The organism is Phreatobacter sp. GW821-FHT04C01, assembly GCF_059420385.1.
The window spans coordinates 151,510-177,917 of record NZ_JBWKTP010000004.1 but is presented as its reverse complement, the minus strand read 5'-3'; the positions used below and the strand labels follow the sequence as shown (position 1 = coordinate 177,917).

The 26,408-nt window shown below is 68.5% G+C and carries 24 protein-coding genes; 11 read left to right on the top strand and 13 right to left on the bottom strand.

Annotated elements, in window-relative coordinates; genetic code table 11:
* Positions 1-106 precede the first annotated feature (106 nt).
* From AC07WJ_RS16790 to AC07WJ_RS16780, 3 genes are all read left to right on the top strand, one after another.
* Complete coding sequence (locus AC07WJ_RS16790; protein WP_494935758.1) at positions 107-232, top strand: hypothetical protein; 126 nt, start codon at positions 107-109, stop codon at positions 230-232.
* Between the two features lie 76 nt (positions 233-308).
* Positions 309-533 (top strand): hypothetical protein, encoded by a 225-nt coding sequence (locus tag AC07WJ_RS16785; protein WP_494935757.1) that lies wholly within the window; start codon positions 309-311, stop codon positions 531-533.
* Positions 508-813, top strand: a complete 306-nt coding sequence (locus AC07WJ_RS16780; RefSeq protein ID WP_494935756.1) for a hypothetical protein — start codon at positions 508-510, stop codon at positions 811-813. The genes AC07WJ_RS16785 and AC07WJ_RS16780 overlap by 26 nt, the downstream gene beginning before the upstream one ends.
* Before the next feature lie 34 nt (positions 814-847).
* On the opposite strand, the gene AC07WJ_RS16775 is transcribed toward AC07WJ_RS16780, so the two are convergent.
* From AC07WJ_RS16775 to tkt, 8 genes are read right to left on the bottom strand one after another with little or no spacing between them, the layout of a single operon-like run.
* Positions 848-1,684 (bottom strand): ROK family protein, encoded by an 837-nt coding sequence (locus tag AC07WJ_RS16775; protein ID WP_494935755.1) that lies wholly within the window; start codon positions 1,682-1,684, stop codon positions 848-850.
* A gap of 32 nt (positions 1,685-1,716) precedes the next feature.
* Positions 1,717-2,442, bottom strand: a complete 726-nt coding sequence (pgl, locus tag AC07WJ_RS16770; RefSeq protein WP_494935754.1) for a 6-phosphogluconolactonase — start codon at positions 2,440-2,442, stop codon at positions 1,717-1,719.
* The gene (locus tag AC07WJ_RS16765; RefSeq protein WP_494935753.1) at positions 2,439-3,404 is read right to left on the bottom strand and encodes a class I fructose-bisphosphate aldolase; all 966 of its coding nucleotides are present in this window, start codon (positions 3,402-3,404) and stop codon (positions 2,439-2,441) included. The genes pgl and AC07WJ_RS16765 overlap by 4 nt, the downstream gene beginning before the upstream one ends.
* Positions 3,405-3,454: 50 nt before the next feature.
* Positions 3,455-4,276, bottom strand: a complete 822-nt coding sequence (locus AC07WJ_RS16760) for a Cof-type HAD-IIB family hydrolase (protein WP_494935752.1) — start codon at positions 4,274-4,276, stop codon at positions 3,455-3,457.
* On the bottom strand, positions 4,273-5,880 hold the full coding sequence (gene zwf / locus AC07WJ_RS16755; protein ID WP_494935751.1) for a glucose-6-phosphate dehydrogenase: 1,608 nt from the start codon (positions 5,878-5,880) through the stop codon (positions 4,273-4,275). The genes AC07WJ_RS16760 and zwf overlap by 4 nt, the downstream gene beginning before the upstream one ends.
* A complete protein-coding gene (gene gnd / locus AC07WJ_RS16750) occupies positions 5,880-6,893 on the bottom strand; it encodes a phosphogluconate dehydrogenase (NAD(+)-dependent, decarboxylating) (protein WP_494935750.1) in 1,014 nt (337 codons plus the stop codon). The genes zwf and gnd overlap by 1 nt, the downstream gene beginning before the upstream one ends.
* A gap of 48 nt (positions 6,894-6,941) precedes the next feature.
* Positions 6,942-9,782 (bottom strand): bifunctional transaldolase/phosoglucose isomerase, encoded by a 2,841-nt coding sequence (locus tag AC07WJ_RS16745; protein ID WP_494935749.1) that lies wholly within the window; start codon positions 9,780-9,782, stop codon positions 6,942-6,944.
* Positions 9,779-11,896, bottom strand: coding sequence for a transketolase (gene tkt / locus AC07WJ_RS16740; protein WP_494935748.1), 2,118 nt, complete (start codon positions 11,894-11,896; stop codon positions 9,779-9,781). The genes AC07WJ_RS16745 and tkt overlap by 4 nt, the downstream gene beginning before the upstream one ends.
* 313 nt (positions 11,897-12,209) lie before the next feature.
* Between tkt and AC07WJ_RS16735 the strand changes: the two genes are divergently transcribed.
* Together AC07WJ_RS16735 and AC07WJ_RS16730 are read left to right on the top strand one after the other, a co-directional pair.
* On the top strand, positions 12,210-14,573 hold the full coding sequence (locus AC07WJ_RS16735; RefSeq protein ID WP_494935747.1) for an amylo-alpha-1,6-glucosidase: 2,364 nt from the start codon (positions 12,210-12,212) through the stop codon (positions 14,571-14,573).
* 268 nt (positions 14,574-14,841) lie between these two features.
* Positions 14,842-15,099: a hypothetical protein gene (locus AC07WJ_RS16730; RefSeq protein ID WP_494935746.1), complete on the top strand. Its 258-nt coding sequence runs from the start codon at positions 14,842-14,844 to the stop codon at positions 15,097-15,099.
* A gap of 127 nt (positions 15,100-15,226) precedes the next feature.
* Here AC07WJ_RS16730 and AC07WJ_RS16725 read toward each other — a convergent pair whose 3' ends face one another.
* The 4 genes from AC07WJ_RS16725 to AC07WJ_RS16710 all read right to left on the bottom strand — a co-directional run bounded on the left by AC07WJ_RS16725 (position 15,227) and on the right by AC07WJ_RS16710 (position 19,343).
* Positions 15,227-15,565, bottom strand: coding sequence for a hypothetical protein (locus AC07WJ_RS16725; protein ID WP_494935745.1), 339 nt, complete (start codon positions 15,563-15,565; stop codon positions 15,227-15,229).
* A 165-nt stretch (positions 15,566-15,730) separates the two neighbouring features.
* On the bottom strand, positions 15,731-15,928 hold the full coding sequence (locus tag AC07WJ_RS16720; RefSeq protein ID WP_494935744.1) for a hypothetical protein: 198 nt from the start codon (positions 15,926-15,928) through the stop codon (positions 15,731-15,733).
* A 112-nt stretch (positions 15,929-16,040) separates the two neighbouring features.
* Positions 16,041-18,884 carry a PAS domain-containing hybrid sensor histidine kinase/response regulator gene (locus tag AC07WJ_RS16715; RefSeq protein WP_494935743.1) on the bottom strand — a complete coding sequence of 948 codons (2,844 nt, stop codon included), beginning with the start codon at positions 18,882-18,884 and terminating at the stop codon, positions 16,041-16,043.
* Positions 18,885-18,959: 75 nt separating this feature from the next.
* A complete protein-coding gene (locus AC07WJ_RS16710; RefSeq protein ID WP_494935742.1) occupies positions 18,960-19,343 on the bottom strand; it encodes a response regulator in 384 nt (127 codons plus the stop codon).
* Positions 19,344-19,598: 255 nt separating this feature from the next.
* On the opposite strand from AC07WJ_RS16710, the gene AC07WJ_RS16705 reads away from it, so the two are divergent.
* Positions 19,599-20,669: a sensor histidine kinase gene (locus tag AC07WJ_RS16705; RefSeq protein WP_494935741.1), complete on the top strand. Its 1,071-nt coding sequence runs from the start codon at positions 19,599-19,601 to the stop codon at positions 20,667-20,669.
* A gap of 18 nt (positions 20,670-20,687) precedes the next feature.
* Here AC07WJ_RS16705 and AC07WJ_RS16700 read toward each other — a convergent pair whose 3' ends face one another.
* Entirely contained in the window at positions 20,688-21,542 is an 855-nt protein-coding gene (locus AC07WJ_RS16700) for a hypothetical protein (RefSeq protein ID WP_494935740.1), read from the bottom strand.
* Positions 21,543-21,899: 357 nt separating this feature from the next.
* Between AC07WJ_RS16700 and AC07WJ_RS16695 the strand changes: the two genes are divergently transcribed.
* The 5 genes from AC07WJ_RS16695 to AC07WJ_RS16675 are packed head-to-tail and all read left to right on the top strand — an operon-like array spanning position 21,900 to position 26,399.
* Positions 21,900-23,099 (top strand): amino acid ABC transporter substrate-binding protein, encoded by a 1,200-nt coding sequence (locus AC07WJ_RS16695; protein WP_494935739.1) that lies wholly within the window; start codon positions 21,900-21,902, stop codon positions 23,097-23,099.
* 3 nt (positions 23,100-23,102) lie between these two features.
* Positions 23,103-23,978 (top strand): branched-chain amino acid ABC transporter permease, encoded by an 876-nt coding sequence (locus AC07WJ_RS16690; RefSeq protein ID WP_494935738.1) that lies wholly within the window; start codon positions 23,103-23,105, stop codon positions 23,976-23,978.
* Between the two features lie 8 nt (positions 23,979-23,986).
* Positions 23,987-24,934 (top strand): branched-chain amino acid ABC transporter permease, encoded by a 948-nt coding sequence (locus tag AC07WJ_RS16685; RefSeq protein WP_494935737.1) that lies wholly within the window; start codon positions 23,987-23,989, stop codon positions 24,932-24,934.
* Positions 24,934-25,686 (top strand): ABC transporter ATP-binding protein, encoded by a 753-nt coding sequence (locus tag AC07WJ_RS16680; protein ID WP_494935736.1) that lies wholly within the window; start codon positions 24,934-24,936, stop codon positions 25,684-25,686. Before AC07WJ_RS16685 ends, AC07WJ_RS16680 begins: the two co-directional genes overlap by 1 nt.
* Entirely contained in the window at positions 25,683-26,399 is a 717-nt protein-coding gene (locus tag AC07WJ_RS16675; RefSeq protein WP_494935735.1) for an ABC transporter ATP-binding protein, read from the top strand. Before AC07WJ_RS16680 ends, AC07WJ_RS16675 begins: the two co-directional genes overlap by 4 nt.
* The last annotated feature ends 9 nt before the right edge of the window (positions 26,400-26,408 follow it).

Below are 26,408 nucleotides of genomic sequence, written 5' to 3'. Positions count from 1 at the left end.
ATGCGGCGAGCGGCGACGGCGTCGCCGCAAGCGGGAACAACTGCCAATGGTCGGCGTTGGCTCTGAGCCTGCCGAGCGGTGCGGTGCAGCGTGAGGGAGAGCCGGGATGATGCGTCACCTGCGCAGCGCCTTGGCCGGAATATCGAGCAACGAGCCGACCGGCCGGGCCATGGCCGGCTGGGGCCTGGCCGGTGTCGTGCTGCTGGTGCTCATGCTGCTGAGCTGGACCTGACGGCCGGCAAGCGTTGATCCGCATGCACGTGCCAAACGCCGGGGCAGGCTTCGCCGGCGAGACGGGAGCGACGATCATGGACGATTCGACCGGCACCATCCTCGAACTCGACAAGCGCATCGCCGCGACACGCGACAATATCCGCCAGCTCGTCGAGCAGGCCGCCGCCGTCACCGGAGCGGCCGCAGAAGAGGCCACCGCCGAGCGGATGGCGGAACAGGAAAGCATTCTCGCCGACCTGATGAAGGCGCGCGACGACCTGGCGGGAGAGCCCCATGAACACGGCAAACCTTCAGCTTGAAGGCCTCTGCATGGCCGTCGCGGCACTGACCCGGCTGCTGGTCCAGAAAGGCGTGGTCACCTCGGACGAGGTCGACCTGGCGCTGCACCGGGCCGAGGCCAGCCTCACCAGCGGCGACCGTCAGTCGGAAGACTTGTCTCCCGCCAATCGCAATGCCGTCGTCTTCCCGCTGCGCCTGCTCAGGCTGGCCAATGGCCAGCTCGATCGACCGGAACCGACCTTTGCCGAACTGGCGGTGCTCGTCGGCGAAACCAAGCGCCCCTACAACGACCAGATGTAGGGATGCGGGGTGAGCGCTCGCCGGTCTCCGGCCGTCACGGCTTGCCGTTGTTCCACGCCGTTCGTGCAGCCTGGCCGCGGACAGCCTGCCAGACGGTTTCGTCCCAAAGGCATATGCCCCCCGTGATGCCGGTATCGTTGGAGGCGAGCCGCACGTGGTGCGGCAAGGAACCGGTGATCCGGGTCGAATTGCCACCGCCGATATACAGCACGTCGTAGTGGAGCAGCGCCTCGACGATCGCGATCGTCCTGCGCACGCGGCGGTTCCATTTCTTCGCGCTGTGAGACCGACGCGCCACGTCGCCGATATAGTCGTTGTAAGTCTTGCCTTTATGGATCGGATGCTGCGCCAGCTCGAGATGCGGCGCCAGCACGCCATCGCGGAACACCGCGCTGCCGACGCCGGTTCCCAGCGTCAGGACCACTTCCAGGCCCCGCCCGCCGACGATCCCCAGCCCCTGCACCTCGGCATCGTTGAGCAGGCGGGCCGGTATGCCGAAACGCTCGGACAGCGCCTGCTCCAGCGGAAAACCGGACCATTCCGCGGCGCCGAAATGGGGTGCCGTGACGACGCAGCCGTCGCGGACCACGCCGGGAAAGCCGATGGAGACCCGGTCGAACGGCGCCAGCGGCGCGGTCAGGCCCGCCAGGGCGCGCAGTAGGATGGCGGGCCGGCAAGGATCGGGCGTCGCGACACGCACCCGCTTCGCCAGCATCCGGCCGGCGTCGTCGAGGACCGACGCCTTCAGGTTGGTGCCGCCGACGTCGATCGCCAGGGTCCGCCGCCCGGCAGCGATGCCTGTTTCAGGATGGTCTCTTCGGCCTGACATCTGTCGATGACCTCCAGGCGTCGCGCCGACCGGCCGTGTCAACCGGCGGCCGGCCGCGCCGAAAAATCCGGCCGCTAGCCGGTCGCGGCCACATCGGCAAAGGCGTGCAGCGTGCCGATCGGACGGAGGCGCGCCGCCGGCAGACTGTCGTCACCGTGGCGAAATCGCTCGAAAATGGCCCGCTTATCCTCTCCCGTGACGAGGAAGGCCGTCCGGCGGCTGCTCTCGAGCGCCGGGTAGGTCAAGGTGATCCGGGTCTCGGCCTCGGCTCCGACGACAGCCGCGACCCATCGCCTGCGCTCGGCCAGCACCGCGGTGCCGGGGAAGAGCGAGGCCGTATGCCCGTCCGGCCCGAGCCCGAGCAAGGTCACGTCGAACAACGGCCGGGCCGGATCCAGATGCTCCGCGCCGTAGAAGGATCGCAGATCGTGATGATAGGCCGCCGCGGCGGCCTCGGGCGCAAGCCCTTCGGTGGCGATGGGGTGGATGTGGCCGGCCGGCACCGGCACATGCGCAAGCAGGGCCTCGCAGGCCGTGCGAAAATTGCTCCGTGGGTCGTCGTGAGCCACGAAGCGCTCATCACCCCAGAACCAATGGGTGCGCGACCAGGGAAAGCGATCCCGCCAGGGCGGCCCGGCAAGATGTGCGTATAGCCGCCGCGGCGTCGCGCCGCCCGAGAGGGCGACGGCGAAAACGCCGTCTTTCGCCGTCGCCAGCGCCAGCAGCCAGTCGGCCGCCCGCCGCGCCAGCGCTTCGGGATCGGCGAGAACCGCCAGCTCGATCCTGGGGAGATCCCTCATCGGCCTGCTCGCTTCCTCACGCCATCGGGCCCGCCCCCGCCGGCCCCCGCCGCATAGATGTCCATGGCCGCGCCCAGCATCCCGAGCGCCTCCGGCTTGCGGCGCTGGAACGCGTTGCGGCCGATGATCGAACCGAAACCGCCACCGGCGCTGATGGCCCGGATCTCGTCGAGCAGCGTGTTGTCGTCCGCCACCGTGGCACCGCCCGAAAAAATGACGATGCGGCGGCCGGCAAAGGCGCAATCGACGACATGGCGGACCCGTTCCGCCGGCGTCGCGATGGCAATGCCCTGTGCCTCATAGATCTTGCGGGCCGCGTCCTGCTCGATATGGGCGGTCGGCAGCTTCACCTTGATGACATGGGCGCCGAGCTGGGCCGCGATCTGCACCGCATAGCCGATCACGTCGATCGCGGTTTCGCCGTCCTTGCTCAAACCCGCGCCGCGCGGATAGGACCAGACGACGACGGCCAGGCCATGGCGTTTGGCCTCCTCGGCACAAGCGCGAAGCTGCTCGTACATGCGCAGCTCATGGGCCGAGCCCGGATAGATGGTGAAGCCGACCGCGCAACAGCCGAGGCGCAACGCGTCATGGACACCCGCGGTCAGGGCCTGGACCGGGTCCTTGTCGGTCCGCAGCGTATCCGCGTCATTGGCCTTGAGGATCAGTGGAATGTCCCCCGCATAGTCCCGCGCGCCGGCCTCCAGGAAGCCGAGCGGCGCCGCATAGGCATTGCAGCCCGCCTCGATCGCCAGCTCGAAGTGATAGCGTGGATCATAAGCCGGAGGGTTGGGAGCGAAGGAGCGCGCCGGCCCATGTTCGAAACCCTGGTCGACCGGCAGGATCACCAGCCTGCCCGTACCGGCCAGCCGGCCGTGGTTCAGGAGCCGGGCCAGGTTGGTCAGGGTCCCCGGGTTGTCGGCGCCGTACCAGCTCAGGATCTCTCTGACGCGCGGTGTCATCGTCGTTCTCCTCGGGAGCCTCGAAAGCTCGCCCCATGCTCCGGCCGCGGTCATGCCGCCGGCGGCAGCACGAAGCGCCGTATCGCCTTGGCGAAACCCTCATTGTCGTTGCCGTCGGTCACCGCGCTCGCCTCGGCCTTCACCGCCTCGCCGGCATTGCCCATGGCGATGGAAAACCCGCTCTTGCGAAACATCAGGACGTCGTTCGGCATGTCGCCGATGGTGGCGATCTTCGCGGGCGGAATACCGGTGAGCCTGGCGAGGGTCGCGACCACCGTGCCCTTGTTCGCCAGCGGATGGGTGACATCGAGATAATAAGGCTGCGAGCGCGCGGCACTGGCCCTTTGACCAAGCCCGTCCTGTGCCGCCTTTTCGCAAGCGGCGACCCGTTCGGGATCGTCGGAAACGCCGGTGATCTTTACGGCACGCGCCAGATGCGCGGCGGTGAACGACGTCACCACCTGCGGGTCGAACTTCACCGTCCAGGCCTCGCGCGCCACATGCGCCGCCGCGCCGTCGCGCACCAGCCAGGCATCCTCGGTATAGACCCAGGCATCGAGCCCCTGGTCGAGGATCAGCGCCAGGGCCTGCCCGGCGGTTGCGGCATCGAGCCTGTGGCTCTCGATGACGTCGAGGCCGGGATTGACGAAGACCCCGCCGTTGAAGCCGGCGATCGCCCCCTCGAGCGCCAGTGGCGCGATCAGCATGCTCATGCCGCGCGGCGGCCGGCCGCTGGTCATGGCCAGCAGGATGCCCGCCCGCCGCAGGTCCCGGGCGACCGCCAGCGTCGCCTCGGTCAGCCGCTTGTCCGGGGTGACCAGCGTGCCGTCCACGTCCGCCAGCAGCAGGCGGATATCGCGCGGCCCGGTCATGGTTTCGGCCCGGCCGCTGGGCTGACCGGCCGCCAGGCCCGCTCGCCGTCGCGTCCGATCAGGTCGTCGGCGGCCGCCGGGCCGTCGCTGCCCGAGCCGTAGCCCGGAACATCCGACGTCGCCGGCGCCCAGGCGTCGAGCACCGGCTGCACCACCCGCCAGGCCTGCTCCACCATGTCCGCACGCATGAACTGGGTGAGGTCGCCGATCATGACGTCATAGAGCAAGGTCTCGTAGCCGACATTCGGTTCGCGCGCGAACCAGTCGCCATATCGGAAGTCCATTCTGACCGCCGCCAGGTCGACGATCGGGCCCGGACGCTTGACCTCGAACTGCAGGGAAATGCCCTCGTCCGGCGCGATGCCCAGCACCAGCCAGTTGGGCCTGAGCGTGTCGACCGGCGTATCCAGGAAGGCCACGTAGGGCGCCTGCTTGAAACAGATGGCGATCTCGGTCATGCGCCGCGACATGTGCTTGCCGGTGCGGATGTAGAACGGCACGCCCGCCCACCGCCAATTGTCGATCTCGAGACGCATCGCGACATAGGTCTCGACGTCTGACGTGGCGGCGACTTCGGGCTCGTGCCGATAACCGCCCACCGCCTTTCCGAGGACCGTTCCGGCACCATATTGGCCGCGCACCGCCTGTGCCGGGGCGAGCGCCGGCATGGCGGCGAAGACCTCCGCCTTCTTCGACCGGATCGCGGCGGCGTCGAAGCCGACCGGCGGCTCCATGGCCACCAGCGACAGCAGCGAGAAGACGTGGTTCGGCACCATGTCGCGCAAGGCGCCGGTGGCCTCGTAGAACGCGCCGCGCTGCTCGACGCCCACCGTCTCGGCGACGGTGATCTGGACATGGTCGATCCGGTCGCGGTTCCAGATCGGCTCGAACAGCCCGTTGGCGAAACGGAACGCCATGATGCTCTCGACCGCGTCCTTTCCCAGAAAGTGGTCGATCCGGAAGATCTGGTCCTCGTGCAACGTGGTTCGGACGCGGGCGTTCAGGGCGCGCGCCGAGGCCAGGTCGTGACCGAACGGCTTCTCGATGACCACACGCCGCCAGCGCCGGCCGTGCGCTTCCGCGCCCTCGATGGTGAGCTTGGCCTGGCCGAGCTGGTCGACCACGGGTCCGAACAGCCTGTCCGCGAGCGCCAGGTAGAAGATGACGTTGCCCTGCGTGCCATGGGTCTTTTCGGCCTCGGCAAGGGCGCCGCGCAGCGTCGCGTAGACTTCGGGGCTGGTGACGTCGCCCTGGACATAGGACATGCGCTCCGCCAACCGGCTCCAGGTCGTCTCGTCGACAGGGCCGATATCGGACTCGGCCGCGGCATTGCCGGCAAAGGCATGCAGCGCGTCGTGCAGATGGTCGCGCCAAGCTTGCGTCGAGCCGGCCGATCGGCCGATGCCGATCAGCGCGAAATTCTCCGGCAGCGTCCCGGAGCGGGCAAGGTTGTAGAGCGCGGGGATCACCAAGCGCCGGGTCAGGTCGCCGGTGGCGCCGAAGATGACCATGGTGCAGGGGTCGGCCGGCCGCGCCGGCCGCCGCGGCGGACAGGCGACGAGTTGCGCGGCCGGCGGGATCCGTTTCGGCGCATCGCCCGCCATCATGCCGCTCCCTGGCGTCCTGCCGGGCCGGCCGGCTCGTGTCCTTCGACATGCCCGCCGAAACCGAACCGCATGGCCGAGAGCATCTTCTCGCCGAACGTATGCTGCTGGCGCGAGCGGAACCGGGCAAAGAGCGCCGCCGACAGCACGGGGGCCGGAACCGCCTCCTCGATCGCCGCCTCGACGGTCCAGCGCCCCTCGCCGGAATCCTCGACGAAGCCGGAGAAGCCCTCGAGTTGCGGATCTCTGGCCAGCGCGGCGGCGCCGAGATCGAGCAGCCAGGACGAGACGACGCTGCCGCGCCGCCAGACCTCGGCGATGTCGGGCATGTTCAGCACGAAGCGCTCATCCTCCGGCAGATCGTCGGAGCCCTTGTTGCGCAGGATATCGAAACCCTCGGCATAGGCCTGCATCAAGCCGTATTCGATGCCGTTATGGACCATCTTGACGAAATGCCCGGCCCCCGACGGCCCGGCATGGATATAGCCGCGCTCGATCCGGCTATCCTCCGTGGCGCGCCCCGGCGTGCGGGCGATATCGCCTTGGCCGGGGGCCAATGCGGCGAAGATCGGGTCGAGGTGGTCGACCGCCTCCTTGGGGCCGCCGATCATCATGCAATAGCCGCGCTCGATCCCCCATATGCCGCCGGACGTGCCGCAATCGACGTAGCGGATCTGCTTCCGCGCCAAGGCCTTGGCGCGGCGGATGTCGTCCTTGTAGAAGGAATTGCCGCCGTCGATGACGATGTCGCCGGGCGCGAGCTGGCCGCCGAGGCTTTCGATCGTCCCCTCGGTGATCCGCCCCGCCGGCAACATCACCCAGACCACCCGCGGCGTCCCGGCCAGCGCCGTCACCAGCGCGGCGAGCGAGCCGGCGGCTTCGGCGCCGTCCCTGGCCAGCGCCTCGCGCGGCCCGGCATTGGCGTCGAACACGACGCAACCATGCCCCGCCTGCATCAGACGCCGCGCGATATTGCCGCCCATGCGGCCGAGCCCGATGATGCCGATCTGCATTTGCTTCACTCCTGACAGAGGTGGCGCCGGCCCGGCCGCCCGACGGGGCTAGGCGAGCGCCGTTTCCAATGCGTGGGCCAGTTCCGCGAGCCCGGCATCGACATCGGCAAGGTGCACACGCAGCGCGCGCCGGCCGCGCTCCGCCAGGACCTCGAAATCGCCGCGCGCCTGCGCCGCCTTGACCAGACCGAAGCTGTAGCCATGGCCGGGCACGTCGATATCGGCGGGGTCGTCGCAGGTGATCTGCAGGAACACCCCTGAATTCGGCCCGCCCTTGTAGGCCTGCCCGGTGGAATGCTGGAACCGTGGCCCGAAGCCGAGGCAGGTGGCGGCGCGCGTGTGATCGCGGATCGCCAGACGCATCGCGGTCAGCGCCCGTGCATGGGTCTCGTCGCGCGCGAGATAGGCCAGCAGCGCGACATAGTCGCCCGACGGACCGCCGGCCCGCACGCGGCCGAAATGGCTCTTCAGATAGCCCGACAACGTGTTGTGCCGGCCAAGTTCGGCGCCATTGCGCGGATCGGCATAGAGGCTCAGCCCATTGTCGCGGAACAGCGGCGTTTCCGCCGGCAGGCTGCGCGAGGTCTCGTAGTCGCGGGTCAGCGCGCTGGTCCGGACCTTGCTCGCCTCGACATCCGGCTGATCGAAGGGGTTGATCCCGATAATGGCGCCGGCCACCGCGGTGGCGACCTCCCAGCGGAAGAATTCCTGGCCGATGTGCCAGATGTCCTTCACCCTGATCCGCGCCACCGGGTGCCCTGCCCGGGCCAGCGCCGCGATCGCCTCCCGCTCCGCCGGATCGCCGTCACCGTCCAGCGCGACATGGACGAAGAACCGGTCCTTGCCATAACGCTCCGGCGGCGCCAGCGGCTCGCCGGCCAGCGGTATCAGGCCGCGCCCCTGCTTGCCCGTGCTCTCCGCCAGCAATTGCTCCAGCCAGGCACCGAGGGCATCGATCCCCGGCGACGTTATGATCGTCACCTTGTCGCAACCGAAGCGCGTTGCCGCGACAGCCATGGCGACCCCGAGCTTGACGCCCGGGTTTTCCATCGGCGGCACCTCGGCGCCGCAGCTCAGCGCCATCGCCTGCGTGGTCGCGAGAAGCCGCGCGACATCGAGGCCGATCGCGGCTGCCGGCACCAGCCCGAATTTCGACAGCACGGAATATCGGCCGCCGATCGCGGCGACACCGTGGAAGACATGGGCGAAATGCATTGCCCCGGCGCGTCGCTCCAGCGACGAGCCCGGATCGGTCACCGCGACGAACTGCTCGCCGGCCTTGTCCTGGCCGCGCAGCGTCGCGACCCGGGCGAAGAAATGATCCAGGAAGATGTTCGGCTCCAGCGTGCCGCCGGATTTGGAGGAGACGATGAACAGCGTCTTGCCGATCTCGATCGCCCGCTCGACCGCCGCGATTTCGGCGGGGTCGGTGCCGTCGAGCCCATGGAAGCGCGGCCAGCCGGCCTGGCGCCCGAAGGTCTCGCCGAGAACCTCCGGCCCGAGGCTCGATCCGCCCATGCCGAGCAGCACCACGTCGGTGAAGCCGCGCTGTTTGACCTCGGCCGCGAAACCGTCGAGGCGATCGATATCGGCCAGTTCTTCGGTCACGGTCGGCAGCCATCCGAGCCATCGGTCCTCGTCGGCGCCGGTCCACAGCGTCTTGTCGCCGGCCCAGAGCCGCCTGATCCGGCCATCCCTGCGCCAGGCGTCCATCTCGACGGCGAAGGCGGCGGTGCGTTCCGGCGTACCCAGCGCGATCTGCAGGCCCGCGTCGTCACCCTCGACAAGCTTGCGGCGACGCTGCGCGATGGAGCCGAGCAGCATGTCGAAGGAGTCCGAGAACAGCTGCACCCCCTCGGTCACCAGCGCGTCGGTCACCGGTTTCATCGCAATGCCTTGCCGCTCCAGCGCCGCGAGCGTCGCTCGCGCCCCCGCCACGTCCTGCTCGATCGCATCAGGCGTCACCACGCCATGGTCGCGGAAGGCGTCCATCGTCGCCGGCGGGAGGGTGTTGACCGTGTCGCGGCCGATCAGCGCCTCGACATAGAGGGTGTCGCGATAGGCCGGGTTCTTGGTGCTGGTGGAGGCCCACAGGAGCCGCTGCGTCCTGGCACCGGCCGCCGCCAGGGCCTGCCAGCGCGGCCCCGCGAACCGGGCCTGGTAGCTGACATAGGCGAGCTTGGCATTGGCGATCGCCGCCTTGCCGCGCAGCGCCTCCGCCGCCGCCTCGTCGGCCAGCCCGTCGAGCTGCTTGTCGATGGCCGCGTCGATACGGCTGACGAAGAAACTGGCGACGCTGGCGACCCGCGCGACGTCGCCGCCGGTGCGCGCCAGGTCCTCGAGCCCGGCGATATAGGCTTCCACCACCTGTTCGTAGACATCGACGGCGAACAGCAAGGTGACGTTGATGTTCAACCCGGCCCCGATCAGCCGGCGGATGGCGGGAATGCCGGCCGGCGTCGCCGGCACCTTGACCATCAGGTTCGGACGGTCGACCGCGGTCCAGAGCCGCAGTGCCTCGACCACCGTCGCTTCGGTGTCGGCGGCGAGATAAGGCGAGCATTCCAGACTGATAAAGCCGTCCCGGCCCTGCGTCTCTTCATGGACCGGATGCAACTGGTCGGCGGCGGCCCGGATGTCGGCGATCGCCAGATGCTCGTAGATCGCCGAGACGGCATGGTCGGCGCGGGCCTGGAATTGCCGCAGCGCCTCGGCATATTCCTCGGTGTCGCCGATCGCCTTCTGGAAGATCGAGGGGTTGGAGGTCACGCCCTTCAACCCGTCGCGGTCGATCAGCCGGCGCAGGTCTCCGGTCTCGATCAGGCTGCGCTTCAGATAGTCCAGCCACAGTGACTGGCCGCACGTTTCGAGCTGCTCGAACGCGTTCATGGTGCCCTCCCCTTGGCTGGCGCAAGCTGCCCTTTGGCGGCGGCGACCACTTTCTCGGGGGTGAATCCGAACTTCGTCTGGAGATCCTGGATCGGTGCCGACGAGCCGAAGGTATGCATGCCGATCTTGGCGCCCGTGGTCCCGACATAGCGGTCCCAGCCGATCACCGAGCCCTCCTCGACCGAGACGCGCGCCGTGACCTCGGGTGGCAGCACGCTGTCGCGATAGGCGTCGTCCTGCTGTTCGAACAGCTCCCAGGAGGGCATGCTGACCACCCGGGCGGCGATGCCGTCACGCGCGAGCTCCTCATGGGCCGCGATACAGAGTGCCACCTCGCTGCCGGTGCCGATCAGGATGACGTCGGGCTTGCCGTGCCCGGCCTCGGCCAGGACATAGGCGCCGCGCGCGACCCCGGCCGCCGGGGCATAGCGGCTGCGGTCGAGGGTCGGCAGGGCCTGGCGGCTCAGCACCAGGCAGGCCGGCTGATGCTTCAGTGCCGCAATGACCCGCCAGGCCGCGACCACCTCGTTGGCATCGGCGGGCCTGAGCGTGATCAGGCCGGGAATGCCGCGCAGCGCCAGCAACTGCTCGACCGGCTGATGGGTCGGGCCGTCCTGGCCGAGGCCAATGGAATCATGGGTGAAGATGCAGATGACCGGCAACTGCATTAGGGCGGCAAGCCGGATCGGCGGTTTCATATAGTCGGAAAAGATCAGGAAGCTTGCGCCATAGGCGCGGATGTCGGACAGGGCGAGCCCGTTCAGGATCGCGCCCATCGCGTGCTCGCGAATGCCGAAATGCAGGTTGCGGCCGCCATAATGGCCGGCCTCGAAATCGCCGGCGGCCTCGAAGGTCAGGCGCGTCTTGGTCGAGGGCGCAAGGTCGGCCGCGCCGCCGATCAGCCAGGGATGCCGCGCGGCAAGCGCATTCAGCACCTTGGCCGATGACTCGCGGGTGGCAAGGCCCTTGGGATCGGCCGGGAATACCGGCAGATCGGCGGTCCAGCCTTCCGGCAGGTCGCGCCGGACCATCCGGTCCAGCTGTTCGGCGAGCTCGGGATGCCTGGCCCGATAGGCATCGAGCCCGGCCGACCACGCGGCGCGCAGCGCCCGGCCGCGCCGGCCGATGCCCGCGTCGAAATGCTCACGCACCCCTTCGGGCACCAGGAAGCTCGCGTCCTCAGGCCAGCCATAGCTGCGCTTGGCCAAGCGGATCTCCTCGGCGCCGAGCGGCTCGCCATGGGCGGCGCTGGTATCCTGCTTGTGGGGCGCGCCATAACCGATATGGCTTTCGACGATGATCAGCACCGGCACGTCACGGCTGCGCCGGAACAGCGCGATCGCCGCGGCGATCCCTGCCCGGTCATTGGCATCGCCGACCCGCGTGACGGCCCAGCCATAGGCCCTGAAGCGCGCCTCGACATCCTCGCTGAAGGCCAGATCGGTATGGCCTTCGATGGTGATGTGGTTGCTGTCATAGAACCAGCACAGATTGCCGAGCCTCAGGTGCCCGGCGAGCGAGGCGGCTTCGCTGGCGACGCCCTCCATCATGTCGCCGTCGCCGCAGAGCACATAGACGTCGTAGTCGAACAGGGTGAGGCCGGGCCGGTTGAAGTGCTCGGCCAGCCAGCGCCCGGCCATCGCCATGCCGACGCTGGTCGCGCAGCCCTGCCCCAGGGGGCCGGTCGTGGTCTCCACCCCCGACGTCACGTGATATTCGGGATGGCCCGGGCACTTGCTGCCGATTTCGCGGAAATGCCTGATATCGTCGAGCGTGACCGCGGCCTGGTCGCGACGCTTGCCCCCGGCATCGACCTGCTTGACGCCGGCCAAGTGCAGCAGCGCGTAGAGCAGCATCGAGGCATGGCCGTTGGACAGCACGAAGCGATCGCGATTGGGCCAGGCCGGGTCGTCGGGATCGAAGCGCAGGAAACCCTGCCACAGCGCATAGGCCACCGGCGCCAGGGCCATCGGCGTGCCGGGATGGCCGGAATCGGCCTGTTCCACGGCATCCATCGACAATGTCCTGATCGTGTTGATGCAGAGATCGTCGATCGGGCTCGATAACGCCAAGCCCGTCTCGGCCACGCCCGTCTCGTTCGCGCCCGTGCTCATCGGTGTGTCCCGTATCGCCGCGATCCCGCGCCGTGGCCGGATCGGCCGGGGCCACGGCTCTGGTGGCTCTCGAAGCCACTGGCTGGTGCAGCCCGATCGCGATCCGCACCACATTGCGAACGGCCCTGCCGGATGTTCGTTCCACCGATGGCCACGGCGCGGCTTCACGCTTCCGTGCGCAGCCTCCGGCAAATTTCCGCCCGAAACTGAACCGCATGGCCGTTCACCGCGTTGATCCATGTCTTGCGGTGACGAGGGCCCGCGGGATCGGGCCGGCAATGCCGGGCCCGGCAGCATCGGGAGGCACGCGCCCATGGCATTCAAGGTCCAGGTCGGCCCCTCGCAGATCGCCATCCATCAGGGCCAGACGGTGCTGGTCACCGAGCCCGACGGTCAGGTGAACTGGCCGAGCCAGCATGGGCTTTATTTCCGCGACACCCGGGTGGTCAGCGCCTGGGCGATCTATGCCAATGGCGAGCCATGGGACCTGCTGAACGGCGGCGCGGTCGCTCATCACGCGGCCCGCATCTTCCTGACCAACCGCGCCTTCGCCAGCGAGGACGGGCCGGTCGCGGCGCGCACGCTCGGCCTGATGGTCGGCCGCCATATCGACGGCGGACTGCACGAGGACATCGACATCACCAATAACAGCCGCACCCCGGTGCGCTTCAACCTGGAGATCGCGATCCGCGCCGATTTCGCCGACATCTTCGAGGTCAAGAGCGGCCGGATCGTCCGCCGCGGTCGCATCACCACCGCCTGGTCGGACAAGCGTCAGGCGCTGCACATCCGCTATCGCAACAAGGATTTCGGACGCGACGTGATCGTGCGCACCGGCGCCGGAGACGGCGATCCGACGGTAAATGCCAATGGCCGGCTGAGCTTCGACATCGCCCTGAGGCCGGGCCAGGCCTGGCATCGCTGCCTGACCTACGATCTGGTCGATGGCGCCAGGCGCATTCCGGGGCCCCGCCAATGCAGCCATTCCAGCGCCAGCTCCGATCACGCCGGCAAGATGAACGAATGGCAGCGCACCGTGCTCAAGATCGACACCAGCAACGAGGAATTCTATCGCTGCTACAGCCAGGCCGTGCAGGACATGGCGGCGCTGCGCCTGCCGCTCAAGGGCACCGATCACATGGTGTTCGTGCCCGCCGCCGGGCTACCCTGGTTCGTCGCCTTGTTCGGCCGCGACTCGCTGATCGTCTCGCTGCAGACGATGATCGTCTATCCGGAATTCGCCAAGGGCGCGCTGGAGGTGCTCGGGCAGTACCAGGCGACCGGGCGCGACGACTATCGCGACGCCGAGCCCGGCAAGATCCTGCACGAGCTGCGCTATGGCGAGCTGGCGCATTTCAGGCTGATCCCGCACACGCCCTATTACGGCACCGCGGATGCGACGCCGCTTTATCTGGTGGCGCTGCATGCGGCCTGGCGGGCGACCGGTGACCGCGCGCTGATCGAGCGGCATCTGGCGACCGCGGAGGCCTGCCTTGCCTGGATCGACCACTATGGCGATCGCGACGGCGACGGGTTCCAGGAATATCAGACGCGCTCGACCGCCGGCTACGAGAACATGTCGTGGAAGGATTCCGGCGACGCCGTCATGTATCCCGACGGCACGCTGGTGCGCGGACCGAAGGCGCTGTGCGAGCTGCAGGGCTATGTCTACGACGCCTGGCTGCGCATGGCCGAGATCTATGACGAACTGAACGACAAGCGGCGCGCCAACCGGCTGCGCAAAAAGGCCGCGGCCCTGTTCAAGCGGTTCAACGAGGTCTTCTGGGACGAGGCGAGCGGCTTCTATGCCTATGCCCTCGATGGCGACAAGAACAAGGTCCTGTCGGTCGTTTCCAATGTCGGCCAGTGCCTGTGGTCCGGCATCATCGCACCCGAACGCGCCGGCGCGGTGGTCAAGCGGCTGATGCGCCCGGACATGTGGAGCGGCTGGGGCATTCGCACGCTGTCGGCGGATCACCCCGCGTTCAACCCCTACGACTACCAGACCGGCGCGGTGTGGCCGCATGACAACTCGCTGATCGCGCTGGGCATGCGACGTTATGGCTTCGCCGCCGAGGCGGCGGCGGTCGCCCGCGATATCAGCGGCGCGGCCAGCCATTTCCTGCTGAACCAGCTGCCCGAACTCTATGCCGGCCTGCAACGCGACCCGACCAGTTTCCCGGTGCAATATCTCGGCGCCAACGTGCCCCAGGCCTGGGCGGCGGGAACGCCGTTCCTGCTGCTTCAGGCGATGCTCGGCCTGCAGCAGGACGCCCCGCGCGGCACGCTTTATGTCGATCCGGCCCTGCCCGAATGGCTGCCGGACGTGACGCTGACCGACCTGAGGCTGGGGCGGCGGCGTTTCGATATCCGTTTCTGGAGGGACGGCGGCAACACCCGATTCGAAGTGCTGAAGGGCAAGCGCGACGCGGTGCAGCGGATGAGCATCGCGCTGTCGGGCAATGTCGCGGCGCCGGCGGCAGCCTTCGGCGCGCGGGCGCGAAAGCCCCGGCGCGCCGATCATGGCGCGGCCCCGGCGGGAGCGCCGGCTTCGCCGCTCGAGGAGACCGTCAACGGTGCCGGTGCGCGCGCCGCAAAGGCCGGTCGCCGGCCACGAGGTTCCCAGATTTCACGCGGGGCGCCCGGACCGGACGGACATGGTCACGCGCGAAAATAGGCCCGCCTCATTGCCGAAGCGGGCCAGGGAGGTCTTTGGCTGCTGCTCCCCTCGCGCGGGCCATCGGCCGGCCGCCGGAACCGCGCGGGAGGAGTGGTCAGTCTAGCCGTGGCGCCTGGTCGCGCCACCCCGCCGAACGGCCGAGCCATCCCCGCGCGGTGGATGTGGCGCAGTGCCGGATATGTCTTTTGACATTGTGCCAGTCGGCAACCCCGATAGGTTCGGCGGGCAAGGCCTGCACGACGGCCAGCCACGGGGCCGCTCCAGCATGCCGACGACTTCAGGATTTGCGATCGGCGACCGTGTCATCGCCAAAGCCGATGGGCGCGAGATGGAGGTGGTGAGCGTGCGGCTCGCCGGCTCCGGCAAGACGGCGATCTATTGCGCCTGGGGCCCCCGGGGCTCGCATCGGGTGATCAGGCGGTTCCTGCCCCATCAGATCGAAAAGATCGCCAGGATTGAACGGCAGGCCGGCGGCACGGCGGTCGACGACGATCCTGCCGGCGGTGGCGGCGAGATCCGATAGGACGATCACCTCTGCCCGGCCGTCGATCCCGCCTGGCCGCTTGCCGCCGCCGGGCGGTCGCGGGCGCTTGGGCAGGATCGCGTCGAAGACAGGTCCTGCTCACGCCGTCGCCCGGCCCGGCAACGGCTCAGGCCCAGCTTCCGGTCACCGACCCGGCGGCGGATGCCGCGCGGTCATCGTCGTCCCCGCCGGACGAAACATCCGCCGGTGTCTCTTCCGCGTCGGCGGGATTGTCGAGATCCGCGACCGCCTCGCCGATTTCCCTGCGCTCGCGCGGATCGGCGGAGGACGGCATTCCCGCCCGCCTGTCGGGCGCACCCGGGCCGGCACCGGCAGCGCCTGGATCGGCCGAAGCGCCGTCCGCCGCGTCTTCGGCCGGTTCCCGTCCCCACATCTTTCCGAGATCGTCAGCCACCGGCGGCGCCGGCTCGGACGGTCGGTCCGGTCCGAAGACCGGCAGGATCATGAAACTGCGCATAGTCGTCCTCCCTGGCTCACCCAGGACCAACCGGCGAGCGCGGCCTGCGTTCCCGCCGCCGACGGCAATCGCGGTCCAAAAAAAAGGCCCGCCGACGGGCGGGCCATGCCTTTGAGCATAAAACCGGCGGCCCGTCCGGGCCGCCGGGGCGCTTCAGCGCCGTTGATCGCTCTTGTGATCGCCCTGGTGGCCGGGCCCCTTGTGGCCGGGTTCCCGCTCGCGATCGTCGGCACCGCTCCGCTGGCCGCCGTGCTGCGGGCTGCCGCCGGTCTGGCTCTGCTGCTTGTCCTTGCCTTCCTGCTTCTGACCGGGCTGATGGGAACCACTGCCGTGTTGCTTGTCCATGATCATGGTCCTTTCGAAATCCCCCTGCCTGTAAGGGAAAGGCCCTGGGCGAGCGAAGGTTCCGGACCGGGTCGATAATCGCGGCACGGGTGCCGTCCCGAAGTCTCCGGCGCGCCCGCTAGCGGGCTTCATCCGCGATCATGTGGCGCAGCCGCGCCGCCAGGACCTCCATCGAAAAGGGCTTGGTGATCATCGTCATGCCAGGCTCGAGAAAACCCTGCGCGATCGCCGCGCTCTCGGCATAGCCGGTCATGAACAGCACTTTCAGGCCGGGCCGCCTGGTCCGCGCCGCATCCGCGACCTGGCGGCCATTGAGGCCGGGAAGGCCGATATCCGTCACCAGGAGATCGATCTTGGCATCCGATTGCAGGATATCGAGACCGGCCGGACCGGTCGCGGCTTCCAGCGCGCGATAGCCGAGCTCATGCAGCACCTCCACCACCAGGGCCCGGACGACGGTCTCGTCCTCGATGACCAGGACCGTCCCGCCGGTCCCGACGCCGTCGGCGGCGGGCGCGCCCGCGGCCGGCTCGTCGAGCGCGTCCTCGCCCTGGCAGCGCGGCAGGAAGATCTTGACCTTCGTGCCCTTGCCGACCTCCGTCGAGATCTTCGAATAGCCCTCGGACTGCCGGGCGAAACCATAGATCATCGACAAGCCGAGACCCGTGCCCTGCCCGATCGGCTTGGTGGTGAAAAACGGATCGAAGGCCCGTTCGGCCACGTCATCGGTCATGCCGGTGCCGGTGTCCGCGACCGAAATGCAGACATATTCACCCGGCCGCACGCCGTGCCCGCGCGCGGCGCGCTCATCCGCCAGGAGGGCATTCTCGGTCCGGATCGTCAGCTTGCCGCCATCCGGCATGGCGTCGCGGGCATTGATCACCAGATTGAGGATGGCGCTTTCGAGCTGGTTGGGATCGCAACGCGTCAGCCACAGGCCGGGCGCCATCGCGAATTCCAGCACGATCTGCTCGCCGAGGGTCCGGCGCAGCATGTCCTCCATGGAGGCGACCAGCGCATTGGCCCGGACCGGCTTCGGGCTCAGCGGCTGGCGCCGGGAAAAGGCGAGCAAGCGATGCGTCAAGGCCGCCGCCCGGGTCGCCGCGGTCATGGCGCCGGTGACGAAGCGGCCGACATCCTGGGTCCGCCCCTGGGCAAGCCGTTTCTCGATGATGTCGAGCGAACCGATGATGCCCTGCAGCAGATTGTTGAAATCATGCGCGATTCCACCGGTCAACTGGCCGACGGCTTCCATCTTCTGGCTCTGGCGCAGCGCCTCGTGGGCTTCGGTCAGCGCAGTCGTGCGTTGCGCGACCCGCTCTTCCAAAGTGGCGGCCAGCCGCGCCAGGCCCTCCACCGCCGTTTTCTGGTCGTCGATATCGGTGTTGGTGCCGACCCAGCGGCGCGGCGAGCCGAGCTCGCCGCCAATGGTCACGGCACGGGCGATGTGCCAGCGATAGGCGCCATCGGCGCGACGCAGGCGAAATTCGACCTGATAGGGCGTGCCTTCCCGCACCGATCGCGTCCAGGCCTCGGCCGCTTTCGGAAAGTCGTCGGGATGGACCATCACGGCCCATTGCACACCGTCGAGCTCACCCGGCTTGAAGCCCGAATAATCGTAGACCTGATCGTTGAACCAATCGAGCCGGCCGTTCTGCGGCGCGGTCCAGACGTGATTGGGCATGGCCTGGGCGAAGGTGCGGAAGCGCTTCTCGCTTTCCGACAGTGCCGCCTCGGCCGCCTTGCGTTCGGTGATCTCCAGAAACAGCACGGCGAAACGGTCCGGACCGGTGCGGTGGGCACGGGCCTCGAACCAGCGGTCGGCGAGCTCCGCCACGTGAACATCGAGCATCGCCGGTTCGCCGGTATCGACCACCCCGGCATAGGCCTCGATCAAGGCGTCCTTGATATCCGGGACGACCTCGCGGACACGCCGGCCGATGGCGTCGCCGGACGCAATTCCGGTATGCGCCTCGAAGGCCGGGTTGAGCTCGAGAAACCGGAAATCGACCATGCGGCCGGCGGCGTCGCGCACCGCCTCGGCCAGGAAGAAGCCCTCGTGCATCTGCGCGAACAGGTCGCGCAGCCGCGCCTCGCTCGCCTGCCTGGCCTCTTCCGCCCGCCGCCGGTCGGAGACATCCATGGTGACGCCGACGAACCGGCGTCCGGCGGCGTTCGGCGTATCGACGACCTCGCCGCGCCGGGCGATCCAGCGCTCCTCGCCTGTATCGGCGCGGCGGATGCGGTACTCCGCATATTCGAGCGGATTGGAGCGCAGCATCCGGGACGGCCCGGATCGGTCGCGGTCATCGGACCGGATCATCGCCACCAGCACCCGGTCGGTCAGGTCGAGCTCGCGCGGCACGCCCCAGATGCGGCGGAACTCATCCGAGGCATCGAGCTTGCCCGTTTCGGGATACCATTCGAACGTGCCGACGCCGCCGGCCTCCTGGGCAATGCGCAGGCGCTCCTCGGCGCGGATGCGTCCGGTCGTCTCCACCACCACGGCCAGCACCCCGGCTGGCTTGCCGGTTTCGTCGAGCACCGGGCTGTAGTCGAGATTGAGCCAGACGTCCTCGGGCACGCCGTTGCGATGCAGCACGAGGTGCTGGTCGCTATAGGCCAGGGCGCGCCCCTCGCCATACACGACCTTCAGCACATTGGCGTTGAATTCGGACACCTCCGGCCAGCCGTCCAGCACCTTCGAGCCGAGCGCCTCCGGATGCCGGCCGCCGGCAAACACCGAATAGGCATCGTTGTAGATCATGACGCCGTCGGCGCCCCAGAGCAGGACCATCGGCAGTTGCGACTGCAGCACCAGGCTGGTGACGAGCTTCAGGCTCTGCGGCCAGGCCGCGACCGGGCCAAGCGTCGCGGACCAATCGCGGTCGCGAATGAGCGCACCGGTCGCGCCGCCATTGACCAGGAAGGCGGGAGACGAGGGCGAGGAAAGCTCGGGCATAGCGTCTTCCGGAACCTGCACCTTGGCCGGCAGCGGCGGCCGGAAACACATGACGAGAACGGCGACGGGTCCCGGCTACACGACGGGCCGGCTGTCGCGGGTCGACGCCGACAGCAGCCCGGCAAGCTTTTCCGACAGGTCGCGCTGCAGATAGGGCTTGCCCAGGCGCGGCAGGTCGCTGCTCAGTCCCTCGGGAAGTTCGGCATAGCCGGTCGCGAGCAGGATCGGGATGCCCGGCCTGAGCGCCCGCGCCTTCGCGGCGAGCTCGACCCCGGTCATGCCGGGCATGGCGTGGTCGGTAATGATGGCGTCGACCTCCCGGCCGCTCTCCAGGATTGCGAGGGCTTCCTTGCCCGAGCCGGCCTGGATCACGCGATGGCCGAGATCCTCCAGCATATCCACCGTGCTCATCGCGATGAGATAATCGTCATCGACGAACAGGATCGTGCAAGGGGACATGCCACCAGTCTCCATCATGTCTTCTCCGCGCCCATGCGGCCGTCTCGACGGCCGGCCTCGCCCTTGTCGATGCCGTCAGGCAGGCTCAGCTCTTCCAAACTGGCGACGCGCCGAAGTGGTTCCCTGCCGGCGCGGTATTTTTTGCGTGGGGAGCGCGTGGCTCCTCGCATTGCCCGACCTCGCCCGCCGCCGAGAAACATGGCACGAGAGTAAGCCAAGAAACGAAGCGAGCATATGCTCCGGAGATCAGCCGCTTTGAACGACATATCGGATGACGGCGCCCGCGACCGTTCCGCGCAGCGGCCGGAGAGCGAAATCGAGGCACTCCTGCGCGAGCGCGAGGCCGAGCTCGCACGCGTCCAGTTGATCGGCCAGGTCGGCGGCCTCCAGGTCGATCTGCGCGGCGGCGACTTCAAGAACAAGCGCTCCCCCGAATATCTGCGGGTTCACGGCCTGCCGCCCGAGGCCGCCACCGAAACGCACGAAGCCTGGGTGCAGCGTATCCACAAGGACGATCGTCAGCGCACCGAGCAGCATTTTCGCGAGGTGGTCGCCGGCTCCGCCACCGACTACGAGGCCGAATATCGCATCGTCAGGCCGAGCGACGGCCAGGTCCGCTGGATCTTGGCCAAGGCCGAGATCGAACGCGATGCCGAGGGCAAGGCGATTCGGCTGATCGGCGCCCATATCGACATCACCGATCGGCGGCACGCCGAGGAACAGCGCGAGTTGATCGCGCGCGAACTGTCGCATCGCATCAAGAACATCTTCGCCGTGGTCAACAGCCTGGTCCTGCTGTCGGCGCGAGACCGTCCCGAGATGCGCGAATTCGCCCAGGCCGTCGGCGATCGCATCCGGATCCTGGGCCAGACCCACGACTACGTGCGGCCGCAGCGAGACGCCGCGGCCGACGCGCCGGCGCAGACCGTGCTCGGCCTTGTCCGGTTGCTGCTCGCCGCCTACCAGCACGACGATCGCCAGCACATCGTCATCGCCGGGCACGACCGGCCGATCGGGGAGCGAACCGCCACCGCCCTCGCCCTGGTGGTGCATGAACTGGCCACCAACGCCGTCAAATATGGCGCCCTGTCGACGCCCTCGGGCCGTCTGTCGGTTGTTGGCGAAGAACAGCCCGGCCTGCTCGTGCTGACCTGGCAGGAGCGCGACGGCCCCCCGGTGGCCGGGACACCCACGCACCAGGGCTTCGGCACGATCATGTCGCAAAAAGCGGCGACCGCGCAGCTCGGCGCGGTCGCGTCTTACGACTGGAGCCCGGCGGGCCTGACCTTCACATTGGCGGTGCCGGTCGACCGCCTCGGCCGCTGAGATGCGGCCAGCGGCCGGTCATTCGAACAGCGGCACGTCGTCGCGGTAGCTGGCGCCGAGCGCCGCGCCGACGCAGGCGATGAAGGCACCGATGAGCAATGACAGGAAGACCAGGAGCGATCCGAGCGAGGCCGCCTTGCGCGCCTGGTCGGCGGCTTCCTTCGCCTTGACCTTGGCCGCCTCGGCCTTGGCCAGCATGGCATCGATCCGGCGCTGCGCCTCGTCCTGGGCAATGCCCGCCCGCTGCGCGACGATCTGCGCAAGGTAGGTCTTGTCGGCCGCCGGCATCTCGCCATTGGCCGCCGCCGCGATCAGGATGCGCGTCGCTTCGGCGCGCGAATCGCCAGTGCCCGCGGGTGTCGGCGCCGCGCCGCGGAACAGCGTATCGACAACGTAACCCGTGGCATCGGCCGGCGAACCCGTCTGCCCCTCGGCGATGCCGGAGGCGGCGCCCGCGGCAACCGTCGCGGTCGCCTGGACACCGGTCCGCGTCACCGCCGAAATGGTCGACGTCAGGCAGGCCGCGACGATCAAGGTGGCGACGCACCATGTCAGCAGGCCGTTGGCGGTATCACGGAAGAACACCTCGTCGCTGTGCAGATTGGCCCAGCGCGTGCGCAGCCGGCCGGTGACGAAGCCGCCGAAGCCGGAGGAGATCCATTGCACCAGGATCAAGCCGATGCCGCCGGAGACGCCGAAAGCGGTCGCGCTCATGCCTTGCCCCGACCAGGGCGACACGCCGGCAAGGCCAATGGCCGCGCATAAGAAGAAGAGCGACAGACTGGCGGTCGCCGCGACGACGGCACCGGCGAAGACTGCACTCCAGGATACCGCCGACCATGGCGATTCAACTGGAACAGTTGCTTGGGTCATCTTGGCCTCCCCGAATTATCGCGTGAACAGCGCGAGAAGAATGATGACCGGAATTGGAACCCCCAGCAGCCAAAGCAGAATTCCGCGACCCATGAAAACCTCCTGTGTTTGGAAGCACAACGAGAGCGCCGCCGGATTGGTTCCGGCGCATGGGCGGGCTCCAGATGAAATAGTTTCACATCTCGTTCTCGCCTGTGCTCGCGGTCCACCAGTACGCACGAACGCTGGCTTGCGCCGAAAGCGTTCTCATAGCGGCAACGCGGCATGCGCAAGATTGGGCTTCCTGCGGGAATTCGCCCTGTCACACTTCAGTCAGAAACCCTGTCCTGGGAGGCGGGGTCACATGGGGACATCGTCATGGATCGACGCGCACTGCTCGGCGGCCTCTCCGCCGCGACCCTCGGCTCTCGCTTCGCATTCGGCCAGGCCACCAGCGAAATCCGCATCGGCGCGCCGCTGCCTTTGACCGGGCCGCTCGCGCCGGAAGGCCGCAAGCAGAAGCGCGGCTACGACCTGTGGGCGGCCGAGGTCGCCAAGCAGGGCGGGCTCGATGTCGGTGGCCGCAAGCTGCCGGTCAAGATCATCTATTCCGACTACCAGTCGGCCACGCCGCGCGGCGTCCAGGCCTGCGACCTGCTGGTCTCCCAGGAAAAGGTGCATTTCCTGTTCTCGCCCTTCGGATCGGGCGCCGCCAAAGCCGGCAGCGCGATCGCCGAACGCTACAAGATCCCGATGATCGCGCCGACCGCCTCCTCGGTCGAGGTCTATGACCAGGGCTTCAAATATCTGTTCGGCACCTTCACGCCGAACTCGACGCTGACCGAGCCGCTGGCCAGGCTGGTCACCGAAAAAGCGCCCGACGTGAAGAAGGTCGCGATCTTCTCGCGCAACGACCTGCTGCCGCTGTCGCTCGCCGCCGAGATGCGCAAGTCCTGCCAGGCCCGCAATCTGAGCGTGGTCTATGACGAGAAATTCGCCATCGGCACGCTCGACTTCGCCTCCGCCCTGACCCAGATCCGGGCGGCGGCGCCCGACTGGATCTTTGTCGGCGGCTATATCAACGACCTCGTCCAGGTGCGTTCGCAAATGCGCGACCTCGGCCTCAAGCCGAAGGTGCTCACCATGATCGCCGGGCCGGCCTACGAGGAATATATCCAGGCCTTGAAGGGCGCCGCCGAGAACGTCACCAGCGCGTCCTGGTGGCATCCCGCGGTGCGCTACGAAGGCGCCGACCTCTTCGGGTCCACCGCCCGCTACGTCGAGACCTTCCGCGCCGCCTATAACGGCGAGACGCCCGACTATGCCGAAGCCTCCGCGTCTTCGGCCGGCGCCATCCTGCAGCTCGCGATCAAAAAGGCCGGCACCTTGGAAGGCCCGGTCGTGCGCGATGCCTTGGCCGCCCTCAATGTCCAGACCTTCTGGGGTCCGGTCCATTTCGGACCGACCGGCCAGATCGACAGCCTGACCCCGCCGGTGTTCCAGATCCAGGACGGCAAGACCGTCGTGCTGCTGCCGGGCGAGATCAAGCAGGGCGAACTCAAGTTCGGCATCGCCTGAGCCATGACCCCTTCCCTTCTCGCGCAAGTCCTGGCCAACGGCCTGCTGCTCGGCGGCCTCTACGCCGCCGTCGCAGCCGGGTTCTCGCTGGTCTGGGGCGTTCTCAACGTCGTCAACATGCTGCACGGCTCGGCCATCGTGCTCGGCTCCTACGCGGCCTATTTCGGCTGGCTGCGGTTCGGCGTGAACCCCTTCGTTTCGGCGCTGGTGGTCGGGCCGGCGATCGGCGCGCTCGGCTGGGCGATCCAACGCTATCTGGTCGAGCGGGTGATCGCCGCGCCGGTGCTGATCACGCTGGTGCTGACCTTCGCGCTCGACCTGATCCTCAACAACGCCATGATCGCCGCCTTCTCGGCCGACTACCGCAAGATCGCCAGCGTTTCGGGATGGCCGCCCCTCAATATCGGCCCGGTCGGCCTGCCGGTTGACCGGCTGCTGGCGGCACTCGCCGGCATCGCCGCGACACTGGCCATCCACCTCTACCTGACGCGCTCCAGGCTCGGCCGGGCCATCGTCGCGGTGCGCATGGACCGCGAGACGGCCATGCTGATGGGCGTCAAGGTCGAAGCGATCTACGCGGCGACCTTCGGCATCGGCCTGGCGCTTGCCGGCATTGCCGGCTGCCTGATGGCCGCGGTCTTCCCGATCTCGCCCTTGAACAGCCCGGGCTATCTCGGCGTCGCCTTCGTCGCCTGCGTCCTCGGCGGTCTCGGCAGTGTCGTCGGCGCGATCGTCGGCGGCCTCGTGCTCGGCGTGGTCGAGAGCTTCGGCGCCATCTTCGTCGGCCCGGAATACAGCGTCACCGTCGCCTCCGTGCTGCTCATCCTCATGCTGCTCTGGCGTCCGCAAGGCCTGCTCGGCCGGGCCGGTTACGAATGAGTGGCACGATGACATCGTCGACACGCTCCCCCTGGATCCTGCCGGCCGCCGTCCTGGCGATCGGCGCGGTGATCGCCATCGGCGCGCCGGTGCTGCTCAGCGAACACACCTATGTTTCGCGGCTGGCGACCTCCCTGGCGCTGCTGGTGACGCTCTCGATCGCCTGGAACCTGGTCGGTGGCTTCACCGGCTATCCGTCCTTCGCCACCGCCGCGTTTTTCGGCCTCGGCGCCTATGCCGCCGCCGTGGCGCAGCAGGCCGGCTGGCCGGCGCTCGCAGGCTTCGCGATCGCCGCCGTCTGCGGCGCGCTGCTGGCCGCCCCTTTCGGCTTCGCCATTCTGCGGCTGCGCGGCCATTATTTCGCGATCGCCAGCCTCATGCTGGTGACCATCCTGAAAGAGCTGACCACCGGCTGGGCCTCGCTCACCGGCGGCGGCATGGGCATCAACCTGCCCGGCGCCGGCGGCGACCCGGTCGTCATCGCCCGCATCGCCCTGCAGACCATGGTCATGCTGGCGGCGGTGGCACTCGCCCTGTCGATCGTCGTCGCCAAGGGACGGCTCGGCTTCGGGCTCGCCTGCATCCGCATGAACGAGACTGCGGCGCTCGGCGCCGGCATCGACGCCCCGCGCCTGAAGACCATCGCCTTCACGCTCTCGGCGGCCATTTGTGGTCTCGCCGGCGCGGCCTATGCCCGCTGGATCGGTTATATCGACCCCTCCGACGTCTATGACGTCATGTGGTCGGTGCGCCCGATCATCGCGACGCTCATCGGCGGCGTCGGCACCATCTTCGGACCCGTGGTCGGCGCCGTCGTCTACATGGTTTTCGAAGAGCTGATGTGGCGCAACCTCCTGACCTTCGGCACCGGCGCGCTCGGCATTCTCATCGCGCTGCTGGTCCTGGTCATGCCGGGCGGCATCATTCCCACCATCCTGAAGCGGAGAGCCTTGTGATGACCGCTCCCCTGCTTCATCTCGAAGGCCTGACCCGGCGCTTCGGCGGCCTGACCGCGGTCAACAATGTCACGGTGTCGTTCGGCGCCGGCGAGATCGTCGGCCTGATCGGCTCCAACGGCGCCGGCAAGACCACGCTGGTCAACCTGGTCACCGGCCATCTCAAGCCGAGCGCCGGCCGCGTCACCTTCGCCGGCCGCGACATCACGGGCTCGCCGCCCTACCGCCTGGCGCGCCTCGGCCTGTTGCGCACCTTCCAGGTCGTGCAGCCCTTCGCGCAACTGCCGGCACGCGACAATGTCGCCGCGGCCGCGCTGTTCTCGGGCGCCGCGCCCGACATGGCGGCGGCACGCGACGCGGCGCAGGTCGCCTTGCTGCGGCTCGGGATCGCCCATGTCGCCGACAAGCTGCCGCCGCACCTGACGCTCGCCGAACGCAAGCGCCTGGAGCTCGCCAAGTCGCTCGCGGCGAGGCCCAAAATGCTGTTCCTCGACGAGGTCAATGCCGGCCTCAACTCGGCCGAGATCGACGGCGTGCTCGACATGATCCGCGCGATCGCCGCCGAGGGTGTCACCATCGTGGTGATCGAGCACCTGATGAAGGTCGTGCGCGGCCTGTGCACGCGGCTCGTCGTGCTGCACCAGGGCGCGCTGCTCGCCGACGGACCGACCGACGCGGTCGCCCGCGACCCGGCCGTCATCGACGCTTATCTCGGCGCCCGCGGCGCCGCCATGCTGGAGGCCGCGCGATGACCCGATTGACGGTCGAGACCATGACCGCCGGCTATGGCGACGTGACGGTGCTGACCGGCGTCTCCTTCGCCGTCGGCGCCCCCGGCATCACCGCGGTGATCGGCTCGAACGGCGCCGGCAAGACCACCTTGCTACGCGCCATGTCGGGCCTGATCCGTCCGTCCGCGGGCAGTGTGACGCTCGACGGACAGAACCTCGCCGGACTGGCGCCCGACGGTTTCGTCAGCGCCGGCATCGCCCATGTGCCCGAGGGCCGGCGGCTGTTCGCCGGCATGACGGTGGAGGACAACCTGCTGATGGGCGCCTTCTCGCGCCGCGTGCCGGCCGCCGCGCTGCAGCGCGACCTCGACGCCATCTATGCGGTGTTTCCCCGGCTCGGCGAGCGACGCAAGCAGGACGCGGTCTCCATGTCCGGCGGCGAGCAGCAGATGTGCGCCATTGGCCGCGGCCTGATGGCCAAGCCGAAGGTCATGCTGATCGACGAATTGTCGCTGGGGCTCGCCCCGGTCGCCGTCGACGTGCTGGTCGCCGCCCTGAAGACCGTGGCCGCCGACGGGCTCGGCCTGCTGGTGGTCGAACAGGACGTGGCGGTCGCCTTCGATCTCGCCAGCTCCATCGTGGTGCTCGACCGTGGCCGGGTCACCCGCACCGGCACCAGCGCCGAGATCGCCGCCGATCCCGCCGTGCGCGCCGCCTATCTCGGCGAAGCCTGATTCCTTATC